This window comes from Bradyrhizobium sp. th-b2 (genome assembly GCF_000426785.1).
GTDB classification, from domain to species: Bacteria; Pseudomonadota; Alphaproteobacteria; order Rhizobiales; family Xanthobacteraceae; genus Bradyrhizobium; species Bradyrhizobium septentrionale.
The window spans coordinates 1-18,008 of the sequence record NZ_AUGA01000084.1 but is presented as its reverse complement, the minus strand read 5'-3'; the positions used below and the strand labels follow the sequence as shown (position 1 = coordinate 18,008).

The 18,008-nt window shown below is 58.6% G+C and carries 17 protein-coding genes and 3 pseudogenes; 12 read left to right on the top strand and 8 right to left on the bottom strand.

What is annotated here, in order from left to right:
- Positions 1 to 221: 221 nt before the first annotated feature.
- Positions 222 to 386: a hypothetical protein gene (locus K359_RS55090; protein WP_224496552.1), complete on the bottom strand. Its 165-nt coding sequence runs from the start codon at positions 384 to 386 to the stop codon at positions 222 to 224.
- A 174-nt stretch (positions 387 to 560) separates the two neighbouring features.
- Here K359_RS55090 and K359_RS55085 point away from each other — a divergent pair.
- The 3 genes and pseudogenes from K359_RS55085 to K359_RS65065 form a co-directional block, all read left to right on the top strand.
- Positions 561 to 999 (top strand): annotated as a pseudogene (locus K359_RS55085) (IS6 family transposase); the annotation flags it as partial.
- Positions 980 to 1,396 carry an NAD(P)-binding domain-containing protein gene (locus K359_RS65070; RefSeq protein ID WP_224497070.1) on the top strand — a complete coding sequence of 139 codons (417 nt, stop codon included), beginning with the start codon at positions 980 to 982 and terminating at the stop codon, positions 1,394 to 1,396. The pseudogene K359_RS55085 and the gene K359_RS65070, both read left to right, overlap by 20 nt.
- A gap of 29 nt (positions 1,397 to 1,425) precedes the next feature.
- Positions 1,426 to 1,764, top strand: a complete 339-nt coding sequence (locus tag K359_RS65065; protein ID WP_051346723.1) for an NAD-binding protein — start codon at positions 1,426 to 1,428, stop codon at positions 1,762 to 1,764.
- 975 nt (positions 1,765 to 2,739) lie between these two features.
- Here the strand turns inward: K359_RS65065 and K359_RS0142140 are convergent.
- Positions 2,740 to 3,321 carry a hypothetical protein gene (locus tag K359_RS0142140; RefSeq protein ID WP_029084539.1) on the bottom strand — a complete coding sequence of 194 codons (582 nt, stop codon included), beginning with the start codon at positions 3,319 to 3,321 and terminating at the stop codon, positions 2,740 to 2,742.
- Positions 3,322 to 3,332: 11 nt separating this feature from the next.
- On the opposite strand from K359_RS0142140, the gene K359_RS0142135 reads away from it, so the two are divergent.
- The 3 genes from K359_RS0142135 to K359_RS62260 all read left to right on the top strand — a co-directional run bounded on the left by K359_RS0142135 (position 3,333) and on the right by K359_RS62260 (position 5,140).
- Entirely contained in the window at positions 3,333 to 3,821 is a 489-nt protein-coding gene (locus K359_RS0142135) for a hypothetical protein (RefSeq protein WP_029084538.1), read from the top strand.
- A 38-nt stretch (positions 3,822 to 3,859) separates the two neighbouring features.
- Positions 3,860 to 4,186, top strand: coding sequence for a hypothetical protein (locus K359_RS0142130; protein WP_029084537.1), 327 nt, complete (start codon positions 3,860 to 3,862; stop codon positions 4,184 to 4,186).
- Between the two features lie 714 nt (positions 4,187 to 4,900).
- Complete coding sequence (locus K359_RS62260; protein ID WP_156928982.1) at positions 4,901 to 5,140, top strand: hypothetical protein; 240 nt, start codon at positions 4,901 to 4,903, stop codon at positions 5,138 to 5,140.
- A 357-nt stretch (positions 5,141 to 5,497) separates the two neighbouring features.
- On the opposite strand, the gene K359_RS65965 is transcribed toward K359_RS62260, so the two are convergent.
- Both K359_RS65965 and K359_RS0142100 read right to left on the bottom strand, forming a co-directional pair.
- Positions 5,498 to 5,623: a hypothetical protein gene (locus K359_RS65965; protein WP_256375208.1), complete on the bottom strand. Its 126-nt coding sequence runs from the start codon at positions 5,621 to 5,623 to the stop codon at positions 5,498 to 5,500.
- A 1,039-nt stretch (positions 5,624 to 6,662) separates the two neighbouring features.
- A complete protein-coding gene (locus tag K359_RS0142100) occupies positions 6,663 to 8,405 on the bottom strand; it encodes an ABC transporter ATP-binding protein (protein WP_084518727.1) in 1,743 nt (580 codons plus the stop codon).
- Positions 8,406 to 8,819: 414 nt separating this feature from the next.
- Here K359_RS0142100 and K359_RS65060 point away from each other — a divergent pair, with 414 nt between their 5' ends.
- Positions 8,820 to 10,406 carry a hypothetical protein gene (locus K359_RS65060; protein ID WP_225024810.1) on the top strand — a complete coding sequence of 529 codons (1,587 nt, stop codon included), beginning with the start codon at positions 8,820 to 8,822 and terminating at the stop codon, positions 10,404 to 10,406.
- 131 nt (positions 10,407 to 10,537) lie between these two features.
- Complete coding sequence (locus K359_RS0142090; RefSeq protein ID WP_029084532.1) at positions 10,538 to 10,717, top strand: hypothetical protein; 180 nt, start codon at positions 10,538 to 10,540, stop codon at positions 10,715 to 10,717.
- 565 nt (positions 10,718 to 11,282) lie between these two features.
- Here the strand turns inward: K359_RS0142090 and K359_RS0142085 are convergent.
- The 3 genes and pseudogenes from K359_RS0142085 to K359_RS59865 all read right to left on the bottom strand — a co-directional run.
- Entirely contained in the window at positions 11,283 to 13,073 is a 1,791-nt protein-coding gene (locus tag K359_RS0142085; protein ID WP_029084531.1) for an NEL-type E3 ubiquitin ligase domain-containing protein, read from the bottom strand.
- A 966-nt stretch (positions 13,074 to 14,039) separates the two neighbouring features.
- Positions 14,040 to 14,391: pseudogene (locus tag K359_RS55070) on the bottom strand (DDE-type integrase/transposase/recombinase); the annotation flags it as partial.
- Between the two features lie 65 nt (positions 14,392 to 14,456).
- A pseudogene (locus tag K359_RS59865) lies at positions 14,457 to 14,709 on the bottom strand (integrase core domain-containing protein); the annotation flags it as partial.
- Between the two features lie 61 nt (positions 14,710 to 14,770).
- On the opposite strand from K359_RS59865, the gene K359_RS65960 reads away from it, so the two are divergent.
- Entirely contained in the window at positions 14,771 to 14,896 is a 126-nt protein-coding gene (locus K359_RS65960; protein WP_256375207.1) for a hypothetical protein, read from the top strand.
- 685 nt (positions 14,897 to 15,581) lie between these two features.
- Here the strand turns inward: K359_RS65960 and K359_RS0142070 are convergent.
- Positions 15,582 to 15,926 carry a hypothetical protein gene (locus K359_RS0142070; RefSeq protein ID WP_156928981.1) on the bottom strand — a complete coding sequence of 115 codons (345 nt, stop codon included), beginning with the start codon at positions 15,924 to 15,926 and terminating at the stop codon, positions 15,582 to 15,584.
- A gap of 527 nt (positions 15,927 to 16,453) precedes the next feature.
- On the opposite strand from K359_RS0142070, the gene K359_RS66440 reads away from it, so the two are divergent.
- From K359_RS66440 to K359_RS55060, 3 genes are all read left to right on the top strand, one after another.
- A complete protein-coding gene (locus tag K359_RS66440; RefSeq protein WP_084518725.1) occupies positions 16,454 to 16,771 on the top strand; it encodes a recombinase family protein in 318 nt (105 codons plus the stop codon).
- Entirely contained in the window at positions 16,653 to 17,216 is a 564-nt protein-coding gene (locus tag K359_RS57845; RefSeq protein ID WP_029084528.1) for a recombinase family protein, read from the top strand. Before K359_RS66440 ends, K359_RS57845 begins: the two co-directional genes overlap by 119 nt.
- A 548-nt stretch (positions 17,217 to 17,764) precedes the next feature.
- The coding region (locus K359_RS55060; protein ID WP_156928980.1) for a transposase at positions 17,765 to 18,008 on the top strand (244 nt) is incomplete at its 3' end.

Below are 18,008 nucleotides of genomic sequence, written 5' to 3'. Positions count from 1 at the left end.
CGCTTGTGCCTATGCCTGACCACAGGCTTAACTGGCGGCGACGCACTGTCTGGAAGTGATCACAGAGAGGGGACGATGTCCAAGCACGACAAAGCGTAGGATTTCCGGGAGGCGTTGGTCGCCGACGGGAGCTTCCATCAAACTGCCGGCGGCGTTTAGGCCGTAGAGAGTCGGTGGTCGTAGCGCCGTGGACCGCGGTTACGTATTCGAGCCCACCACGTTCAAGCCGCCCGCTCCGCTGAGGGCAGCGTGTCATGTGTGTTCAGCACGTTATCCCAGCTGCTGCCGCGCGTCGTCACGGACTGGTTGGGCTCCGAGCCAACACGCGTGATGAGCAACACTGTAAGCAGCAGCCCGCTCTGATTGACCAGTTTCTTGTGGGCCATCCGTGATCTCCTTGATCTGGTCGGTGTCCCGGCTTTGCGCGGAGATGCGCGACCGAGTTTTCTCCAGAATACCTTAACTCGTGGAGTTCGTCGCCTGCCAACGCTTGTAGGCTCCCCCCCAACCGGCACCGTCAAGTTAACGAATTGGAGCGACCGATGGGGTAGACAACCGGCATGCCGACCGCCCGGGACCCTCTTGATCTCCGCCATCACTTCCCACCGGAAGTGATCAGCTGTGCCGTTTGGTTGTATTTCCGGTTTCCCTTAAGCTTGCGCATGGTCGAGGAAATCCTGGCGGCGCGTGGCATTGGCGTGACCTATGACACCGTGCGCCAGTGGGGCGGAAATTCGGCAAGCCGTTCTCCGATCGGATCCGCCAGCGCGCACCCGCTCGCGGTGACAAATGGCATCTGGACGAAGTCGTTATCTCGATCGCGGGCGCACAACATTGGCTCTGGCGCGCTGTCGATCAGAATGGCTTCGTTCTCGACGTCTTGATCCAGCGCCGAAGAGACTCGCGCGCTGCGCAGCGGCTCATGAAGAAGCTCTTGAAATCTGCCGGCACGCCGCCGCGCGTGGCGTGATGATCACGGATAAGCTCCGTTCGTACGGCGATTGAAGCCCTGGCGCGCGAGGGCGCGAAAATCGCCGAGCGCGTTGCCGATGCCTGCCAAGACGAAATTCTCATCACGATGCTCGCCGACGACGCGACCGTTGAGGGCGTCGAGTTCGGAGACCGCGGCGCGCTTTCCGCGCTTCGCCGCGATGCCATCCACATTTCCATGAGCACGATCAGCGTGGGGCTGTCCGATCACCTGACGGAGGCGCATGGCAAAGCCGGCCAGGGTTACGTCGCTGCGCCTGTGTTCGGGCGGCCCGCGGCGGCAGCCAAGCTTTTCATCATCGCGACCGGCGCTGACGCGATGCTCAAGCGTTGCCATCAGCTGTTTGATGCGATGGGTCAGGAGACTTTTGTCATCAGCAACCGCCCCTCCGAGGTAATCTGGTAAAACTCTCCGGCAATTTCCTGATCGCGTCGGTGCTCGAGTCGCTGGGCGAGGCATTCGCGCTGGTGCGCAAATCCGGTATCGACCCGCATCGTTATCTCAATATTCTGACTAGCACGCTGTTTTCAGCGCCGGTCTATCGGACTTACGGACCAATCATCGCCGACGAGAAACAACCCGCTGATGGCTTCAAGATGTCGCTCGGGTTGAAGGACATGCGGCTGGCGCTCGCCGCAGCCGACGCGCTGGCGGTCCCGATGCCGGTCGCGAGCCTGGTGCGGGATCATTTCATCGAGGGCGTCGCGCAAGGCGACGGCGACGCCGACTGGTCCGGCCTGGCACGGCTCGCCGCGCGAAGGGCGGGGTTGTAAGGCCTGATGACGTTGACGGTGGAAGGCGACGCTTCAGGGGAAGGTACGCACAGAGACGTTTACTTAGTTGGCCGTTCGCGCCATCTGGGTGCACGCTTCAAGACGAAACGCATAGTCAGTCGAGATGCTCGCAGAGGTCAATCGACTACATCCAGAGTCGTTCGCTAGGCGCGGAATTGATGCGAACCTTGACGGCATCAAAAAGATAGGCCGCCTGCGTTGCCACAAGCAGCCCAAGTCTAGGGAGGAAACGCCCAAGGAGGGCGGCGATAGCGGGGCGCTACCGCACACCCTAGCTAAGATGATCGCGATCAGCGGCTCAATCGAACGTAGGTAAGGGTCCGGCATCCAAAGGGGCCACGGAAACTATACTAAGGTTTATGGCGCTCGCCCTCAAAGCCGATCACTTCCGCACCAGGCCCTGCTTTTCGTCGCGCATCGGCGACGCGGGGGCCCGCCGTACCTTATATGCGGATCGACCACTCCTCCTCCGCGCGGTCCCCCTTCTGCGCTGCCTCCTTTGGCAGCCTTACGGGCAGTCTCGGCGCGCATCTTCGCGCCCATGATCCTGCGCCCAAATTACCTCCCGCGATTTGGTGGTCATGGGGCGCGGGCATTGGAAATGCCACTAGAATTTGAGGATTGCCTCGCCTGACAGACCCCATAGATCGGTTATGATCATCTCTGGATGTGCAACATGGATTCGATCACAAACCAAAAAGTCATCCGCGCACTATTCCGCGTCATCAACCGCTATGCCGGCAACCGCTGATGCGCGCGCGTGACGTGCAGACAACACCCAAGCAGAAATACCCTCCCCTAAGTCCGCTAGATCACTCGAAGCGGACATCAGCTTTGAAGCAGCAATCCTTGCACTTCTTTCCGGAGGCGCATGGGCATGGCTCGCTCCATTTCGGCTTCCACTTCTTCCGTATCGGCATTTTGCTGCTCTCTCGCTCGTCTCTCTTATGGCAGCTAAGCCGCTGTTGGAGCATCGGAGCCTTGACCATCATCGAGCAGCCGGAGAACTCGTTGCGAGGCGGTCACCCCGCCGACCACCCGCGTCATGGCTTCGGGCTCCTGGGCGTCGCCACTGACGCGAAGGCCCCCGAACAGCTGAAACGCCCAGACCGACATCTCCGGGAAATCCATGCCTTGCGCCCCTCGTAGACGAAGGTACCGCCACCGATGTCGCCCTTTGCCCGGACGAGGGCATTCTGCGCCAGGAGCTTCCGGTGGATCTCCTCCCCGGGCCGGTTTAGCAGCTCGCCCAGACCCCGTGCTCCTGCCGATCGAGCACAATCCCGAAAAATGGAAGAGCAGCCCCTGGGTGGTGAACTTGAACAGCTCGCCGACCCGGTCACCGTCAAACGGGAGCGTCATCGCCCGCACAACGATGCCGTTCTGAAGCGTCAGCTCTTGCCGGTAACCGGCCGACAGGCGCCGCTTCAGCTTTGCGTTCTTCTCCAGCCGTCGTGCGACCATGTGGGACAGCACCATCGGCGCATCTTGATGGTTGCTGGCGAACGGCAGATCTTGAATTTGATGATCTGCCATTTGCAGCTCGAATGGAAATATTAGACCGCATCCTCGAACTGGATGACGACCGCAAAAACCAGCTGCAGTATCGGGGAGCCAAAGCCGTTCAATACTTCATGATTGCTGACACGCAAACCGCCGAGCAACAGTTGGGCGAAATCATTGGCTTTGTGCGGCAGACCGAAGCGGATGAGCGGCTGGATGGGTACGAGAAGCACCTTTATGGCGGGCTCCTTCAACTTCTCGGCAGCATGAAACGGGACAAGTCGATGCTGAAGGAGTCGGCATTGCAATTTCACGCGCTGCTGCTTGAGGATCCCTGGCCAAAAAGCGGCAGGGCCGCCATTCAACGCGAGTTAGGCGACAGCTACCGATATGCTGACGAGTGGAATCAGGCAGAAATGGCTTATCGTCAGGCAATTGCGCTTGGCGGGTCTGACCTCGATAAGGTCCACGTCGCAGGATGTTTGCTCTATAGCAAGCAAATCGATGCTGCCGCCACCGAGATCGATCCGTAAAGCGAGAGAACCTGCCGGGACATGAGTTCGAGGATTTCGTGTTCGCTTATGCTGCGATCGCGATTTGGTCGGCCAAAGCCGATCGCCTGACCGAGGCGAAAACGCATCTTCAAGCTCTTGCTCCGGCCGAGCCAATCTTCAATGATCGCCGCTTGAACCTGCTGCTCCGGGTGACGGAAACTCTTGCCAGCTGCACGGTATCCGCTGCGGCGAAGGCAGACAGCACGCCCAAAGGCGGGCTGGCAACGGTTGCCGGCTTCTTCGAGCTAAAGGCGAACATCGCCGGCATCGGGTTTAACTTCAACGCGATGATCGACTATTTCGCTCGAAAGAAAACCAAGGGCGAACCTGATAGGTCCGATTGAGGCCGGCCAATAGCGAAGCCGCGATTCCCCGGCCATCGCCAACCCACGTGTTCTGCGAGACGACTCAGGCTGTCGATCGCCAACTTGTAAATATTCGGCAGATTTGTTCGCGAATCCCGCTTTCAGGATTGCGGCATTTGCCTCGGGCGTGTTCCATCCTTTGAGTATCTGCCGCCTGGTTTGTCCGTCCCAGCCGGCACGCCCGATTGGGCTCCAGGCGAAATCGCGTCCGCCAGTTTTGCTCAAGGTGTTCTGCAAATCCTCCAGCGAATTCGACAGGGTCAAATATGCCAGTGCCGCCAGCAGTTCGAACTCTTCAAACAACCTGGTGAACTCACCATTCAAGAAAATGAAATCGCGCACCAGGCGGGCAGCACATCGTGAAGGTGATCGCTGAGGGGCGTCTTCCGCTTCTCAAGGCCCTCCAGGGTCTTCCGAGCGTCGTTGCTGCCTCCGTCCCAAGAGCCGAGCAGCAAACGCTTTACAAGGGGCTGTGGTTCGCGCTCGTGAGGCACTGTTGTCGCGAACAGCTTGAACATACGCCTGTGGAAGCCAAGTCTTGAAGCGGTCTTGTATGACTTGAATGGCGAGATATGTGACATCAATTCCGATCCTCCTACGTCCCATCTTCCCCGCCGCATGAATTGCGGTGCCGCATCCGCAAAATGGATCTAGGATATCCACCTCGCAAGGCAGGGCAATGTGGAGTCTTCAGTGAAGGGATATGTTTTTAAGGCCGGTGCTCAATCGGCAATTACCAAAGAGCAGAGTGGTAGCAATCTCCCCGCTCCAAAAGTCGGCTCATGGGCGTTTGCAAAGGAAATTAGGGACGTGACTGCACCGGGCCTTATTGGCTTTGACCCTGATGCATTTGCAAAGCAGGGATATCAACTTTGGCCCAATACCGGTGGCATTGCTTCGAGCCACGATCCGCTGACCAGCAAAGATATTTAAGGCGGCCAAGACGGCGGGGGTTAACCGGCTGAGACGGCGGCTCCGATAAGCAACCGCCGTCAAGACGTATTCTAAAGGTGGCTAGAACAGCATGCCGGCGCCGAGCACAGACGCTCAAGGGCCTTCGGCCCGCCGGTCATGAGCCTGTGGCACACACGGTGCAGTACGTTTAAGGCTGGGGATTTCAGCGTCCCAGTTCGGGAAGAAAACGTCGCCGGGCATGTATTTTTGAGACCGGCGGCGTATTTTTTTGGGACGGTCAGAACAGCATGCCGCTGCCGATCGTCGCCAGCTTGCGGCTCAGCAGGATCGCGTTCCGCGCCAGCCTGAGCCGATATCGCATCACCAACAAGCCGATCAGGCGCATTTCGTTACCCCCGCCTTCGCCGGCTGGGGCCGAACGATGTTGCTGTCACGCTCGAGCAGCGCGACCCTCGCCTCTTCGCGGATCTTGATCGCTCTGGCGTGGTCGATGATTGCCATGCGACCCGGTGCATCTGATGAACCGAGGTGTCGGCATCGGGTTGTGCCAATGCAAACGGGCTGTGGTGGCAATCGAGGCTTCCAAGGTCGGGCTCGTCGTCTTCGAAGCAGTCCTCGCGATCGCAATCGTCCCGCTCCGCTCGATTTCGGCCGATGCCTCTTTCCTGAGTCTGCGGAGGCGCTGGAGAGTCGTTTCCCGCTCCCGCTTGGATAGCGAGGCCGGATAAAATCGCCCGGCGGAGTCCGCTGGCTGTTCTATGAGGGTTTGCATGTGGTTAGTCTTTCGGTTTGGCTTCCTACAACGGCGCCCAGTGTCAGACTGGCAGCCGGGGGTAGGAACCTGCCGAAAGACAGGTCGCAACGCTTTTAAGGTTTCCCCTCTGGACATGGCGCAGCGCCCCCGGCATAAAGCCAGAAGGGCGCGCCCGCCAAGGCGCTCCAGTAGCGCCTAGCGAGCCCGCCAAGGCTCACCGCGCTTTCGGCAGCAATCGACGCCGATCGATCGCCAGCCTGTTTCGGTCCGGGTTCCTACACCCGCGGACAGCCTGCACCTAAAAATCCATCCCCTTTCGGGGAATTGCGTTCGCTGGCCCGTTCGGGTTGTATCGTCGTCATGACAGAACACCCGGGCGTTTCAGAAAAACCAGACTTGGGAACGAGCGGCGCCGATGTCACGACCGCCGTAGCGCGATCGGTGCTGTCAATCGTACCCGTCGTCGGACAGGCCCTCCAGGAAGTGGTGACAGCGCTCGTCCCCAACCAAAGAGCCGAACGCTTCGAAAAATACCTTCCCCTGCTATCCGACGAGCTCAACAGGCTGGCGGTTGCTTCATAGTCCCCTCCGATTCGCGAGCTTGCGGGAAGGCTTGAAGATAGCGGACCTTTTTGAGCCGCGGGCGCCGACCGCAATTACGTCATCGTATGCACGATTGACACGTCTTAATTGCGTGGGCCACTTCTTGCAATTGCGAAGGCATCTCGTCCAGCAATGCGCCTGCAGTGCAGACAATCAACGCGCCGGGCTGATCATCCCCTTCGCCTATGTCAAGGACAAACCGCAGTCGGTCAGCTCGACCACGACGTCGGTTGTAGAAATGACGCCTTTGCGATGAGTGATTGCCAGCACGGTCACATCTTCCGCCAGGCTGCGAATATGGTCCAAAATGTCCCGCTCGGTTCGTTCGTCAAGCGCGGAGCTGGCCTCGTCGAGAAGAAGGATCGCCGGCTCGCCATAGAGCGCGCGGGCAATAGCAATACGCTGGCGCTCCCCGCCTGAAAGCTTCAAACCGCGTTCTCCAACGGTTGTTTCAAATCCTTCCGGCAGAGCCTCGATAATGGGGAGAATTGCGGCTTTTTCCGACGCACCGCGAAGGCGCACCTCGTCGCGGCGCCGTCCTAGCAGAATGTTGTCGGCTACCGACTCATTGAGCAACATCACGTCCTGCGGCACAACAGCAACTGCGGCATACCAATCCGTGTGATCGATGGTCGCTATATCGGTTCCATCGACCAGAATACGGCCGCAGTCTGGCTCAATCGATTTTAGGACGAGCTTGAATATTGTCGACTTCCCCGATCCGGATTCGCCGACAAGGAAGGTAATGGCGCCGCGCCTAGCCATAAACGAGACATTCGTAACGCCACGACCGTTGTCGTAGGCATAACGAATGCCCTCGAAGGATAGCTGGCCAGCGGAGGGCGTGAAATCATGAGCATGAGATGTTCGCCGCTCTTCTGGTGCGACCCACAGTCTGGCGAGAGGAATGAGGTCGGCTCGCGACCGCGCCGCGTCAGAGATCGCGCGCGCGACCATCTCGAAGGGCATATTGAGTTGGAGTAGAAGCGTGTTGAATAGCACAATATCGCCGATCGTGACCGCGCCGGCCCGGTATTCAGGCATTAGAAGGAGAAGTGTGACGGCAAATTGTAGCGCGATGGCTAAGCCGAGCACGGCTATGTAGGCCAATCGTTGAAACACGTAGGCTCGCCAGTTATCGCGCACCTCCCGCGCCTTCATCGTAAAGCGCTGGCTCATCCAGGAATGACTACCGAAATGGCGCAACGTGTCCATGGAGTTCATGACGTTGCCGACGAAACGCGCATTCTCCTGTCCGGCTTCGATGGCCCGGTCCAGAAACACGCGCGCCCGACGCGTGGAACTCCACCCCAATGTAATCGCGACAGCCCCATAAGCGACGACGATTGCAGCGATTTGGATATTGACGAGCACACCGAGAGTAGCGAGCGTAAGCAGAAGCTGCGCTGCAGCCGGGATGAATATCATAGCTCCAAGCTGGACCAACGTCGTCAACCCGCTGCACCCGCGCGCGGCCGCACTCTGTATCTCCACGGGATTGTGCTCAAGAAAAAAGGCCGAGGTTTTTCTCAGGATGCGATCGAAAAAGCGAGTTGCAGCGATGAAGCCCAGGTTCTCGGCTGTCATGAAGGAAAGATACTGCAGCATGCGCTGCAATGCGGAGGCTATGCCGAGCAGGACCGCATAGCCGGCGAATCCCCAGGCAAGCGCCGACATGCCTTCCTCCCGCGGGAGACGATCAATGAGACTCGAAAATACATAGGGGGCTGCGACGCTGCTCGCGCTGGAGATCAGCACCACTGTGGCAACGATGAGAAGCAAGCGCCGATCGGATCGCCAGTACGCATGCAGAATTTCGGAAACCGGCGACAATGCGCTGTCGTTGACCTGATCTGCGGTGGATCCAGGGAATGGGGCTTTGCTTACACTGAGAGAGCCGACATGGCCTTGCGATCTGGATTCCATACGATCTCACGTAAAGATGCGGCTCTGCGGAATTTGCTGCCGTTTACCGTTACTAGACTCCAACCCAGTTTTGTCCAGCACCGTCATCCAACCCCGCCAAATCTTGGTAGGTTGTCGCCCGGCTTCTCACATGAGAGACGTTATAGTGTGGTTCGACACGCTGCCGCGCCACACGACGAGAAGCCCGATCACGCTATCAATAGGAACAGACATGAAGAGCGCGACTGCAGACACGTCTAAGCGGCCATCGCGGCCCGATACAACTGACCTCCCCTTACCGGTGCTGCCACCTCCCACTATTCAGGGAGAGAAGGGCCCCTTCCCTAACGACAGCAGTAACTTCGGCTACCTTTAAGATCATTCTTAACTCCGTTACCGCCTCTCCCACGAGAGGCGGTAACGTTTAAGGAACAAATGCTCAAGGCCACTCTGAAAATAGCCGACTTGGAAAACTACGATCCTGTTGCCAAAGGCAGTTCGATACAGTTTGGTGAAAGCTGCATCCGGCCGTTCCAACATAAGAGTCTTGAGAGTTCGTTAGTGAAGAACACTGAGCAATGGTTCTTCGTCATACGTGAGCGTCAAGTAGCGGCGGACGGGGCTGGCGTTCATTCGGTCGTAATAGCCCATGCGTCTACGGATCAGTTTCGTCAGCACTACCAGAAATGCATGTACTGGCCGCTCGATTTTATCGTGATCGAGGCCGCTCGCCGGGGTCCTCGGTTGCGTGTACGAGCAGGCCATATAGGTAGCCTCCCAATTTACTTCCACGTGGAGGAGCGCACTCGTACGGTTACGCTCTCCTGGGATTTCGTCGATCTTTTGGATAACTCGGGAACGATTGATGCAGAAATCATAGCCCATCATCTATCTATGAGAACGTTCTACTCTGCGCGACAGGCCTGCGTTGGCGTTAACCTGCTGACTGCTTGCTCCACCTTGTACGTCGACAGATCGGAAACGTCATTTGTGTACGGCGCGACAACTTCATCAGCCCCTGAGCTCTCTGGACGAGAGGAGAGCAATCATGTCCTTGAGTTTTCTGATACTCTTCAGGCGGTTGTTCGTTCGCGGCCGACGGCCTTCTGCGCAAGCGCTGTGGAGCTGAGCGGAGGAATGGACTCCGCTTCCGTCGCAATTGCTGTTGGCGAGAACGTAGCATCGCTAGCATGTGGCGGGATACTATTGGGCGACGGGAGTAGCCCCAAGCAGATTGACCGCCGAGCGAGCATTTTGAGCGCACTGGATTGCCGCGATCACAAAGTTGACATGCACGCCCACATGCCGGCGATTGATCTAGATCTTGACCTGAAAGGACGTCTGCCACTCATTTCAGAGTATTACCTTGAGGCGTTCGGGTCACTCTGGGATCGGTTCCGCGGTGATGGCTGCGAAATAATCTGGACCGGCATAGGAGGAGACGAGCTTTGCGCTCGCTTCACCAACGACGAGGATGAACCCAGATCTCCGTCTTCACCCCACCTGGATATCGCGCTTGGGCTTGCAGAAGACCTATTGACGAAACGCGGGCTTGACGCCGCTCGTTCATCCTTCCTTTTTAGCGCCCCCATCAGCGCCACTCTATCCACAACTCTGCTCGCAAGTCTTTGTCATGCTCGCCCACTCGCGACGCGAGGACTTTGGCCCGTCCGCCCATTCGGCGATCCGAGATTGATCAATTTTGGAGCGAAGCTTCCGTTTGCACTTCGCTCGGGCAAGGAGCTCCTCCGTTCTTACTTGCGTGAGCGCTTGGGCTCTGACGTATTTCCACGCGGTTACGCAAAGGAGACTTTCGCGCTTGTACTGCCAAAGGCGATTGCGGCTCGTGCGGACATAATTTCATCACAGCTTGCTTCTTGCGCCTTGGCCGACTTCGGCTTGGTTTCGCAAGAGGCTGTCATGGCACTCTTGAACAGGGTGATAACAACACACGAATTTTCCGCAACGAGCACCTTGGCACGTTTTTTATGGGCAGAACGTTTCGTTCGACAACTCTGTTGATTGCCGCCATCATAAACGATCACGCGTCAGAACACCTGCTACAGTGGAGAAGGGTTGCAATTGGGCGTTTTCGCTCGTCGCCGCTCGATTTCTGAACACGCGCGATTGTGCGCAACGCGAAAGGAACGCAAATGCCCCACGTTATCCGCTTCACTGATCCGGCCGGCGCGGTTTCGTTTTGGCCGAAAGGTTTCGGCTTCAGTTCCCACGCGCACGCGCCGACGATGGACGGCGCCGAGCACTTCGCGGACGCCGCGCGCGCTCAACGTTCCCTTAACGGCTACGTTAACCCGCCGGCATTCTGGAATTAACGGCTTTCGGGTCGTTCCGTACCGGTTGGCCTTTCTCCCGAATAGCAGCCAACACTCATGCCAGCATTGGGGATCAACGTCCCCCTTGAGATGATAAATAGGCCCAACGACTATGCTATTGGATTCGAAATCCGCGCTCCCGGTTGTTACGCCCAGGGACTAACTACCTAATCATCGAACACGGGCGGCAACTCGCGATCGTTACCGAAGCCCGGCTAATCCCCTAAACGACAAAGAGCACCCTGGTTTCCCGAGGTGCCCTTCTCGTCAGAACAGTCGCGAGAGCACGGCCACAATCCAAGCCAGGGGCATAGTGCACCCAAAGCCGAGACGGTAACTCGCACCGCCGGGCCTGCTGGCTTCGAGAGTGAGCAGCACAGTCAGCTGTGCCCTCCTTCCATTCGCCATCGGAAGCAAAGCACTACTGCCGCTTCACAGCATAATGGCTGATCAGCCGTCGCAGTTTTCAGTTTCCGCGCGCTGCGGTTGAACCAATACCTCGCTCAGGCAGTTGCTTGATCCTTCGATCTGGAAAGGACCGCGTGGTCAAGCAGCAGACGCCGCTTCACAGACTGAGGCCGCGTTTGTTGAACACCGTGTCCCTCAGAGCCCCCTTGATCTCGCGAGCGATGTCCTTGCTGACCTGGTGTCCGAACTCCCGCTCGGCATCCGCAACGACATCGGCTTCAGCGCCGATCAGTCCGGCTTCAACGAGCTTTTGCTTCAGTCGGCCTTGGAACTCCTCCTCCAAGGCATGGGCGAGCTGTTTCTCCATCGTGGCATGGTGTTCGGGTTCAATGCGGAGCACCACATCGTCCCAAGGTTTCCAGTCCGTCGCCAAATAGTCGGCGAACCCCGTCGCCTCCTTGCTCCGCACAGACGTCTCAGCCCTGTCAATGTCTTCCTCGGTGAGGTAAGAGTCGTAGAAGTAGTTCATGTCCGGGGCGATATGCTGCAGCCCCAGCCGCTCGCGCAGCTTGGCCTGATAGGCAAGGTAGACCTCGATTTCGTCGACGTCGTTGATGGTGTCGCCCGTGCGGAGCGATTGGACCTTCTCGCGCGCGATCCCCCCCAGTGCGTCCAAGCGGAACATGACACGGCCTAGATCAACGAGGGCCGCTACCCCCTCGTTATTGTCATAGAGCCCGCTCTCGACGTTGGCGATCAGGCGTGCGGTTTGCATGCCGTTCCAGGTCAAAGTTCTGCGATCCGCGCAGCTCTCGTTGGCGTCAAGAGCAAGCTGGAAGTACTGCGCGCGCAATTGCGGGTTGGCCGCCGCCTGCCGCAGATCATTGGCCACCCCCTGCTGGAATCCTTCGTTCCCAGAGTTCACGGTACCCCGCAGCCCGTTGAGGAAGTTTGCGTATTGCTGGGCGCCGGGTTCTTCTGCAAAGCTCTGCCACTTGGCCACCACCTCGGGATCACCCTCCTTCGGATCCCGGTTGAGCCAGTCCGCTACTGTCTCGGGAAGAAACTGCGCAGCGGCGTCCTCCTCCGACTGATCTTCGTCCGTCTCGGACAAATCACTTCCTTCGTCGGCCAGAAACAAGACCCTCGGGCCGGCATACCCATAGGCACTTTGGATTGTGTCCAGGTTCGTCAGCACCTCCTCGGGCAGCGGATTGCCAGACACAACCATCTCGGCAGCAGCACCCAACTGCGTTAGCAAGCCCGTGGGTAGGCTGGTTAGCTGGTTTTGGCTAAGGTCAAGTCTTTCGAGACTGGCCGGGAGAGTCTCTGGCAGACGCGTCAACTGGTTTTCACTAACGTCAAGGCTTTCGAGCCTGGCCGGGAGGGTCTCGGGCAGGCTCGTCAATTGGTTGTGGCCAACGTTGAGGTCCTCGAGCGCGGCCGGGAGGGCGTCAGGCAGGCTGGTGAGCCGATTGTGGTACACGTCCAGCGAGGCGAGCTCGGCCGGAAGCGCGGGCAGGCTGGCCAGCTGATTCCCCCTAACACTGAGCGAAGAGAGTGCGTCAGGGAGAGTCTCGGGCAGACTGGTCAGCCGGTTGAAGGACGCGTCGAGCAAGTGGAGCCCGGCCGGAAGTGGAGGCAGGCTGGTGAGGCGCAGCATTCCAAGATTCAGCTCGCCCTGATTCCAAGCATTCACTCGCCTTACAGCCTCTTGCCGATCCTCGAGCGGGTTCTGCCCCTCTTCGACAGCCCACTCCTCCAGCATCTGGTCGTGCCCCCCCTCAGGAGCAGAAACCCCGAGGTTTGCCGGATCGTCAGCGGCGAGCACCGCGTGGGTCAAGACTCCAACCCACTGGGCCTCCTCACCTTCCCGGTCCTCGCGTTCGGAAGATTCGGCAGTGCTGCCATCACCGCGCTGAGCCTGCCCTGCATCAAAGGGATCCATTCCCTACTCCTTTGTCGGACTGAGCAAATCAAGGCGACCTATCAGCCCACATCGAACGGTTGCAGCATCTAAGACATTCAGCTTACGTCGAGCTGACGAGCGTTGAACTATGTTGAGGGAACGATCTGCGCGATGTGTGAAGGAGTTCGGCTTCGATTCGGTGCAGCCTTTCTCGGCTTGAGCCAGATGAGACCCGAGCAGCAGGGGGATTGAGCGTCTTGAACTCAACAAAGCCGACGTCTGAACGGGTTACGAATAAACTGTCCTGAGCCATTGCTGCTCGGCCAGATGCAGAGTTCTTGAGTGTTCGCCATCAGCGCCTGTGAGACAAATCGAGGGATGTGTTTCGGCATGGACCCCAGTCCAACGCCGATTGACAGGCCGCCGCGTCTTTCTCGGCGGCACGAACATCCCGTTCGGCGGTCAGGGTCCTTTCCTCCACCGGCATTACCCGGCTTCAGCGGTCGTACGACCCTTTCCGACTCCCGCACGGTCCGCTGCCAGGAGCAGCGTCGAAGCCGCGACGCGCATCACCCTTCCAACGTGCCGTGTCCATTACCCCGGTGGACCGGACAGGTGCATGTGTCGATTGCTTCCCGCGCGGCCTTCCCCAAATTGGGGGTGGGTCTGCATCCACATTGCTTCTTTCGAGGCCTGCTTAGACTTTACTCGCCCTACGGCCCAGTGGATCGCTCAACCGTCCAAAGACGGCCTTTGTCACGAGGCTCCGATCCGGAAGTTGCCCTCTGAACCGCTCGTCAGCTACCAGATCAATCGACAACTCTCTGGGTGGAATCTCCCTCCACTGATAATGTTCGCCTTCGGCGTGCACCCCAGTTTCCCGCGCACACAGTCCGACTGGTGTCGGGCGAGAGCCGCTCCAAAACCCGGATCACCGTGGGTTGCAATTCCATCGCGGCTGGCGTGCTGCTGGAGGCAGCGGGGCATCGTCAACTTAATCGACCGCGAGCCGAAGGAGGCGCTTCTCAAAGGTTCGAGATTCGGCGATAGCGCTTGTCGCGGAGATCTCGCGCCAAGTCGCAAAGGCTCGCCCGCGCGAAGCGCGACGGTAGTCGGCAGTGACGGCTCCGGAATAGGGGATGTGGAAAAGGTTCGCGACCTGATCATGAACTGACAGATACCGTTGAGCCTGACGGGACGATTTGAAACGCTTCATGATCCGCTCGCGTCGCCGCATCGGCTGATGAGAATTCTCGGCCCAATTGTTGAGAGCTTTTTGCTGGCGATGTTCGACGTGAAAGCCCATCTTCGCCCTCGCAGCGCCGTACGAACGGAGCTTGTCCGTGATTGTCCGTCGTCAGATGATTTGAGACTGATCAGGCTTTTCGAGAAGGGAGGCTCTGGCTCATCAGTGGTTAGAGTTTAAGCCGCTTGCAATTGATGCTGCAAGCGGCGGTTTGCGATGGTGTTGCGCTTGATGCGTTTGCTCGGCGCGGATCGCCTCAGCCCTGCCGAAGTAGACATCGGCAGGAGTGAGGTTGTCGATGCTCTCATGATAGCGGACGTGATTGTAGTGTTCGATGAAGGCCCGTATCTGGCGTTCGAGGTCGCCGGGCAGGTAGTAGTTGTCGAGCAGAATGCGGTTTTTCAGGGTCAGGTGCCAGCGCTCGATTTCAAGTACGATGGACGCCAGTTGTTCGAGGCGGCGCGCGGTCCTCCGCAGCCCGGTGCGCGCTGTGAAGTTCGTCCAAGGCGATCACTTCCAGGCACCCCTCAAGCAGGCTGGCGAATCGGCGCTTGCCGCGCTGACCGATTTGTCCAGGCCGTTGATCGCCACCTACGCCGTCGCCGCCGGCAATTAAGGCGATCGCACAGACCTCCGGCTTCGTTGAAGCCAGCCGCGATCAAGCCGATCTTGTCATCGAGACGTGGGCACACGATCCCGCCGCATTATCTGACACCGACACCGTGGACCCTCTGTCACTTTACGCTCAGTTCAGGGATCAACGAGACGAACGTGTCTCCATGGCGGCAGAACATCTCTTGGAGAAAATCACATGGTAGCTGGCATCGAGAAGTTCCGGGAGTTTTTCGCGGGACATGAGGACCACTACGCGATCATCGGCGGCACGGCATGCGACCTGCTGTTCGACGCCGCTGGCCTTCCAACGCCACCCACCGCTTCCGGTTGCAGCTCTTCCGACGTAACTTGCGTTGCTCTCAGTTGCTCGGCTTATCGCGTCTGCGGCACATGATGCTCGACCGACGGGCTGCCGCGCTCGAGGTTCAAGTTGTTGAATAGAATGAAGGACGGCTTTTCGGGACCTCTTCCCCCGCCGCTGGCACGACTCTTGAGTGTCTCTCGTTGCCCGGCGGCAGGAGCTGCCGACCTCCGTCACTGATTGATCCTCTCATTGAGAAGGGAAGCAACAATGAAGACCGATATGTCAGCTTAAGGTGTGACCGAATTACTGCTGAAGAAGCATCTGCAACTTCAGGAGGCTGGTCTTGGCTGCTCATAGGAGCAGTTGACCCCTTAACAGCCCCTCAGTCGGGTTTGCAGTGCCGGCCGACTGACGCTGAGTTGCTAAGGTTCTGCAGGCCTCGCTGGCCTGCCACCAACCCCCTAACCAGCGCTCGCGTGCCGTCCACGACAAAGACGCCGCAATCCCAGCCGTTCTGCTGCTGGGCCATGCCGGCTTGCACCGAGTCGCCGGGGAGGCCCAGCCTTCCTGCCAGATGGTCTGCAGACGTCTCGTTGAATCCCCAGAAGGAATCGTAGTGATAGGCAATCGGCGAGTTCCGGTCGCGGCGATCAACGAACAGCAGCGACCAATGATTCCCTTGGCAACGAGGATCTGTAGGATCGGCGTCGTTCACTGGCAGGAACAAGACCATTTTCCCCCCGTCGTTGCGAAACAATCTGTCCGCGTAGACACGTAGGGCTACGTGCGAGTGCAGAAAGCGAATCGCTGTAAAGCCCTAGCTCTCGGGAGAATTTGCGAAGCGCCCAATCGAAACTCCGGGCGGTAGTCGAACCCAACTTGTTGCTCTCAAGGGCGTGGCTTATGGCGCCCTTAATGAACCCTTCGTCACCAACGGCAGGAGGAAGCGGTGGGCGCCCACCAATAGATGAAGCGCCCGGAGCGTTGGGGGCACGATGTTCTCTAAGCGCCCCCACCGCGGCCCACATAAGTTTATCACCCTTGGAGATTTCCTTAGCATGGGCGAGCAAGAAAGCGTCACTACTCCCGTCAAACGATAGACCGCGCTCCCCGAGATCATTCGCCAACCTGTTAAGATTGCGCGTATATCCGTTAGCCACCGCGTCTTTCAGCTTTTGACTTGCAATAACGCCCTGAGCCCCCCTGATAAGCTCCCGGTCGCACCCAGACACATGAGGATACTCGGGCGGTTCGATGGATCGTCCGGCCTTGAAGCAGCTCCTTGCTGACGTCGAGACGGGGGCGGTCGACATCGTCGTCGTTTATAAGGTCGACCGCCTCACCCGCTCGCTTGCGGACTTCGCAAAGATTGTCGACGTGTTCGACGCTGCAAGCGTCTCGTTCGTTTCAGTGACCCAACACGACGAGCTCGAAGGGGCGCCTTACGCTAAATGTGCTGCTATCCTTTGCTCAGTTCGAGCGCGAACTAACCGGCGAACGGATTCGCGACAAGATCACTGCCTCCAAAAAGAAGGGTATGTGGATGGGAGGCTGGGTCCCTCTCGGCTATGACCGCATGGATCGCACTCTCAAGGTCAACGATCTTGAGGCCCAGACTGTGCGCACGATCTTTGATCTATTTCTCAAATTCAAGAACGTCAGGAACGTTCAGAACGAGCTGGCTCGCCTCAATCTCCGCACAAAGCCTTACTCGATTCAGCGGGAGCGGGCTATTGGCAATCTCCCCTTCGCTCGCGGTCATATCTACAAGGTCCTCTCCAACCCCCTTTATCTGGGAGAGATCGTGCATAAGGGTGCTCGTCATCCGGGACAACATCCGGCACTCATCTCCCCGACGACCTGGGATGCCGTTCAGGCCCAGCTCAGCGCGAACGGCCATAGGAGACGATCGCGATCGAACGCCGAGAGTCCGAACGTGCTGAGAGGACTCATGTACGACGACGCCGGTAACCGTCTCGCCGCGGGCCACACGAGTAAGAACGGCAAACGGTATTGATATTACGTCACCCCGAATCGCCGAGGTCGATCTCTATCATCAGAAGAGCCGGATCAACTTAGAGTTCCGGCAGCGCAAGCTGACGATATTGTGCTCGGACGCCTATATGATTTTCTCACAGAGGGCGCGCAAATCTCGAGTTTCCTAGGAAGCGGTTACCGTGTCGCAGAAATTCGTGCAGCAATCGGGACTGCAGAACAGCTTGCCCAAGTGATCGCTTCCGAACATTCAGAGCGGAAGATGGCCATCGTCTCGGACTTGGTTTCGCGCGTGATCGTCAGGAAGACGAGCTAAAACATCAACCTCAGCTCGAGCCAATTGCGCAGCGCGCTATCCAACAACGCTCCAAAACCTCCTGCCCCGCACGGGGAGGAGCGCGAGATTTCGCTCGAGGTTCCGTTCGTAGGGACGGATCGCGCCGGCTCGACCCAATTCCTGATCGACGACTATCGTCGCCCACAAGGTACGCCTCCGGTGGAGGCCGCCTTCCCGGATCGGGTTCGAGCGTGAGATGGTTTGCGCATTAATTCGCAAACAAATGAGCAAACGTGACGACGGTTACGGTTCTGTGCGGTCCTGAGCGGCGACGGCGGAGGACGAGTGCGGAGAAGCTTCGGATCGTGGAGGAGAGTCTGGCGCCTGGGGCCAGTGTTGTCGAGGTTGCTCGGCGACACGACGTTCACCGCAATCTGGTTACGGCCTGGCGGCGGCAGGCGCGGACCGGTGTCCTCGCTTGCGGGGCCGAGCCGATGCAGCGGCAGGATGACGAGGTCGGTTTTGCGCCAGTCTCCA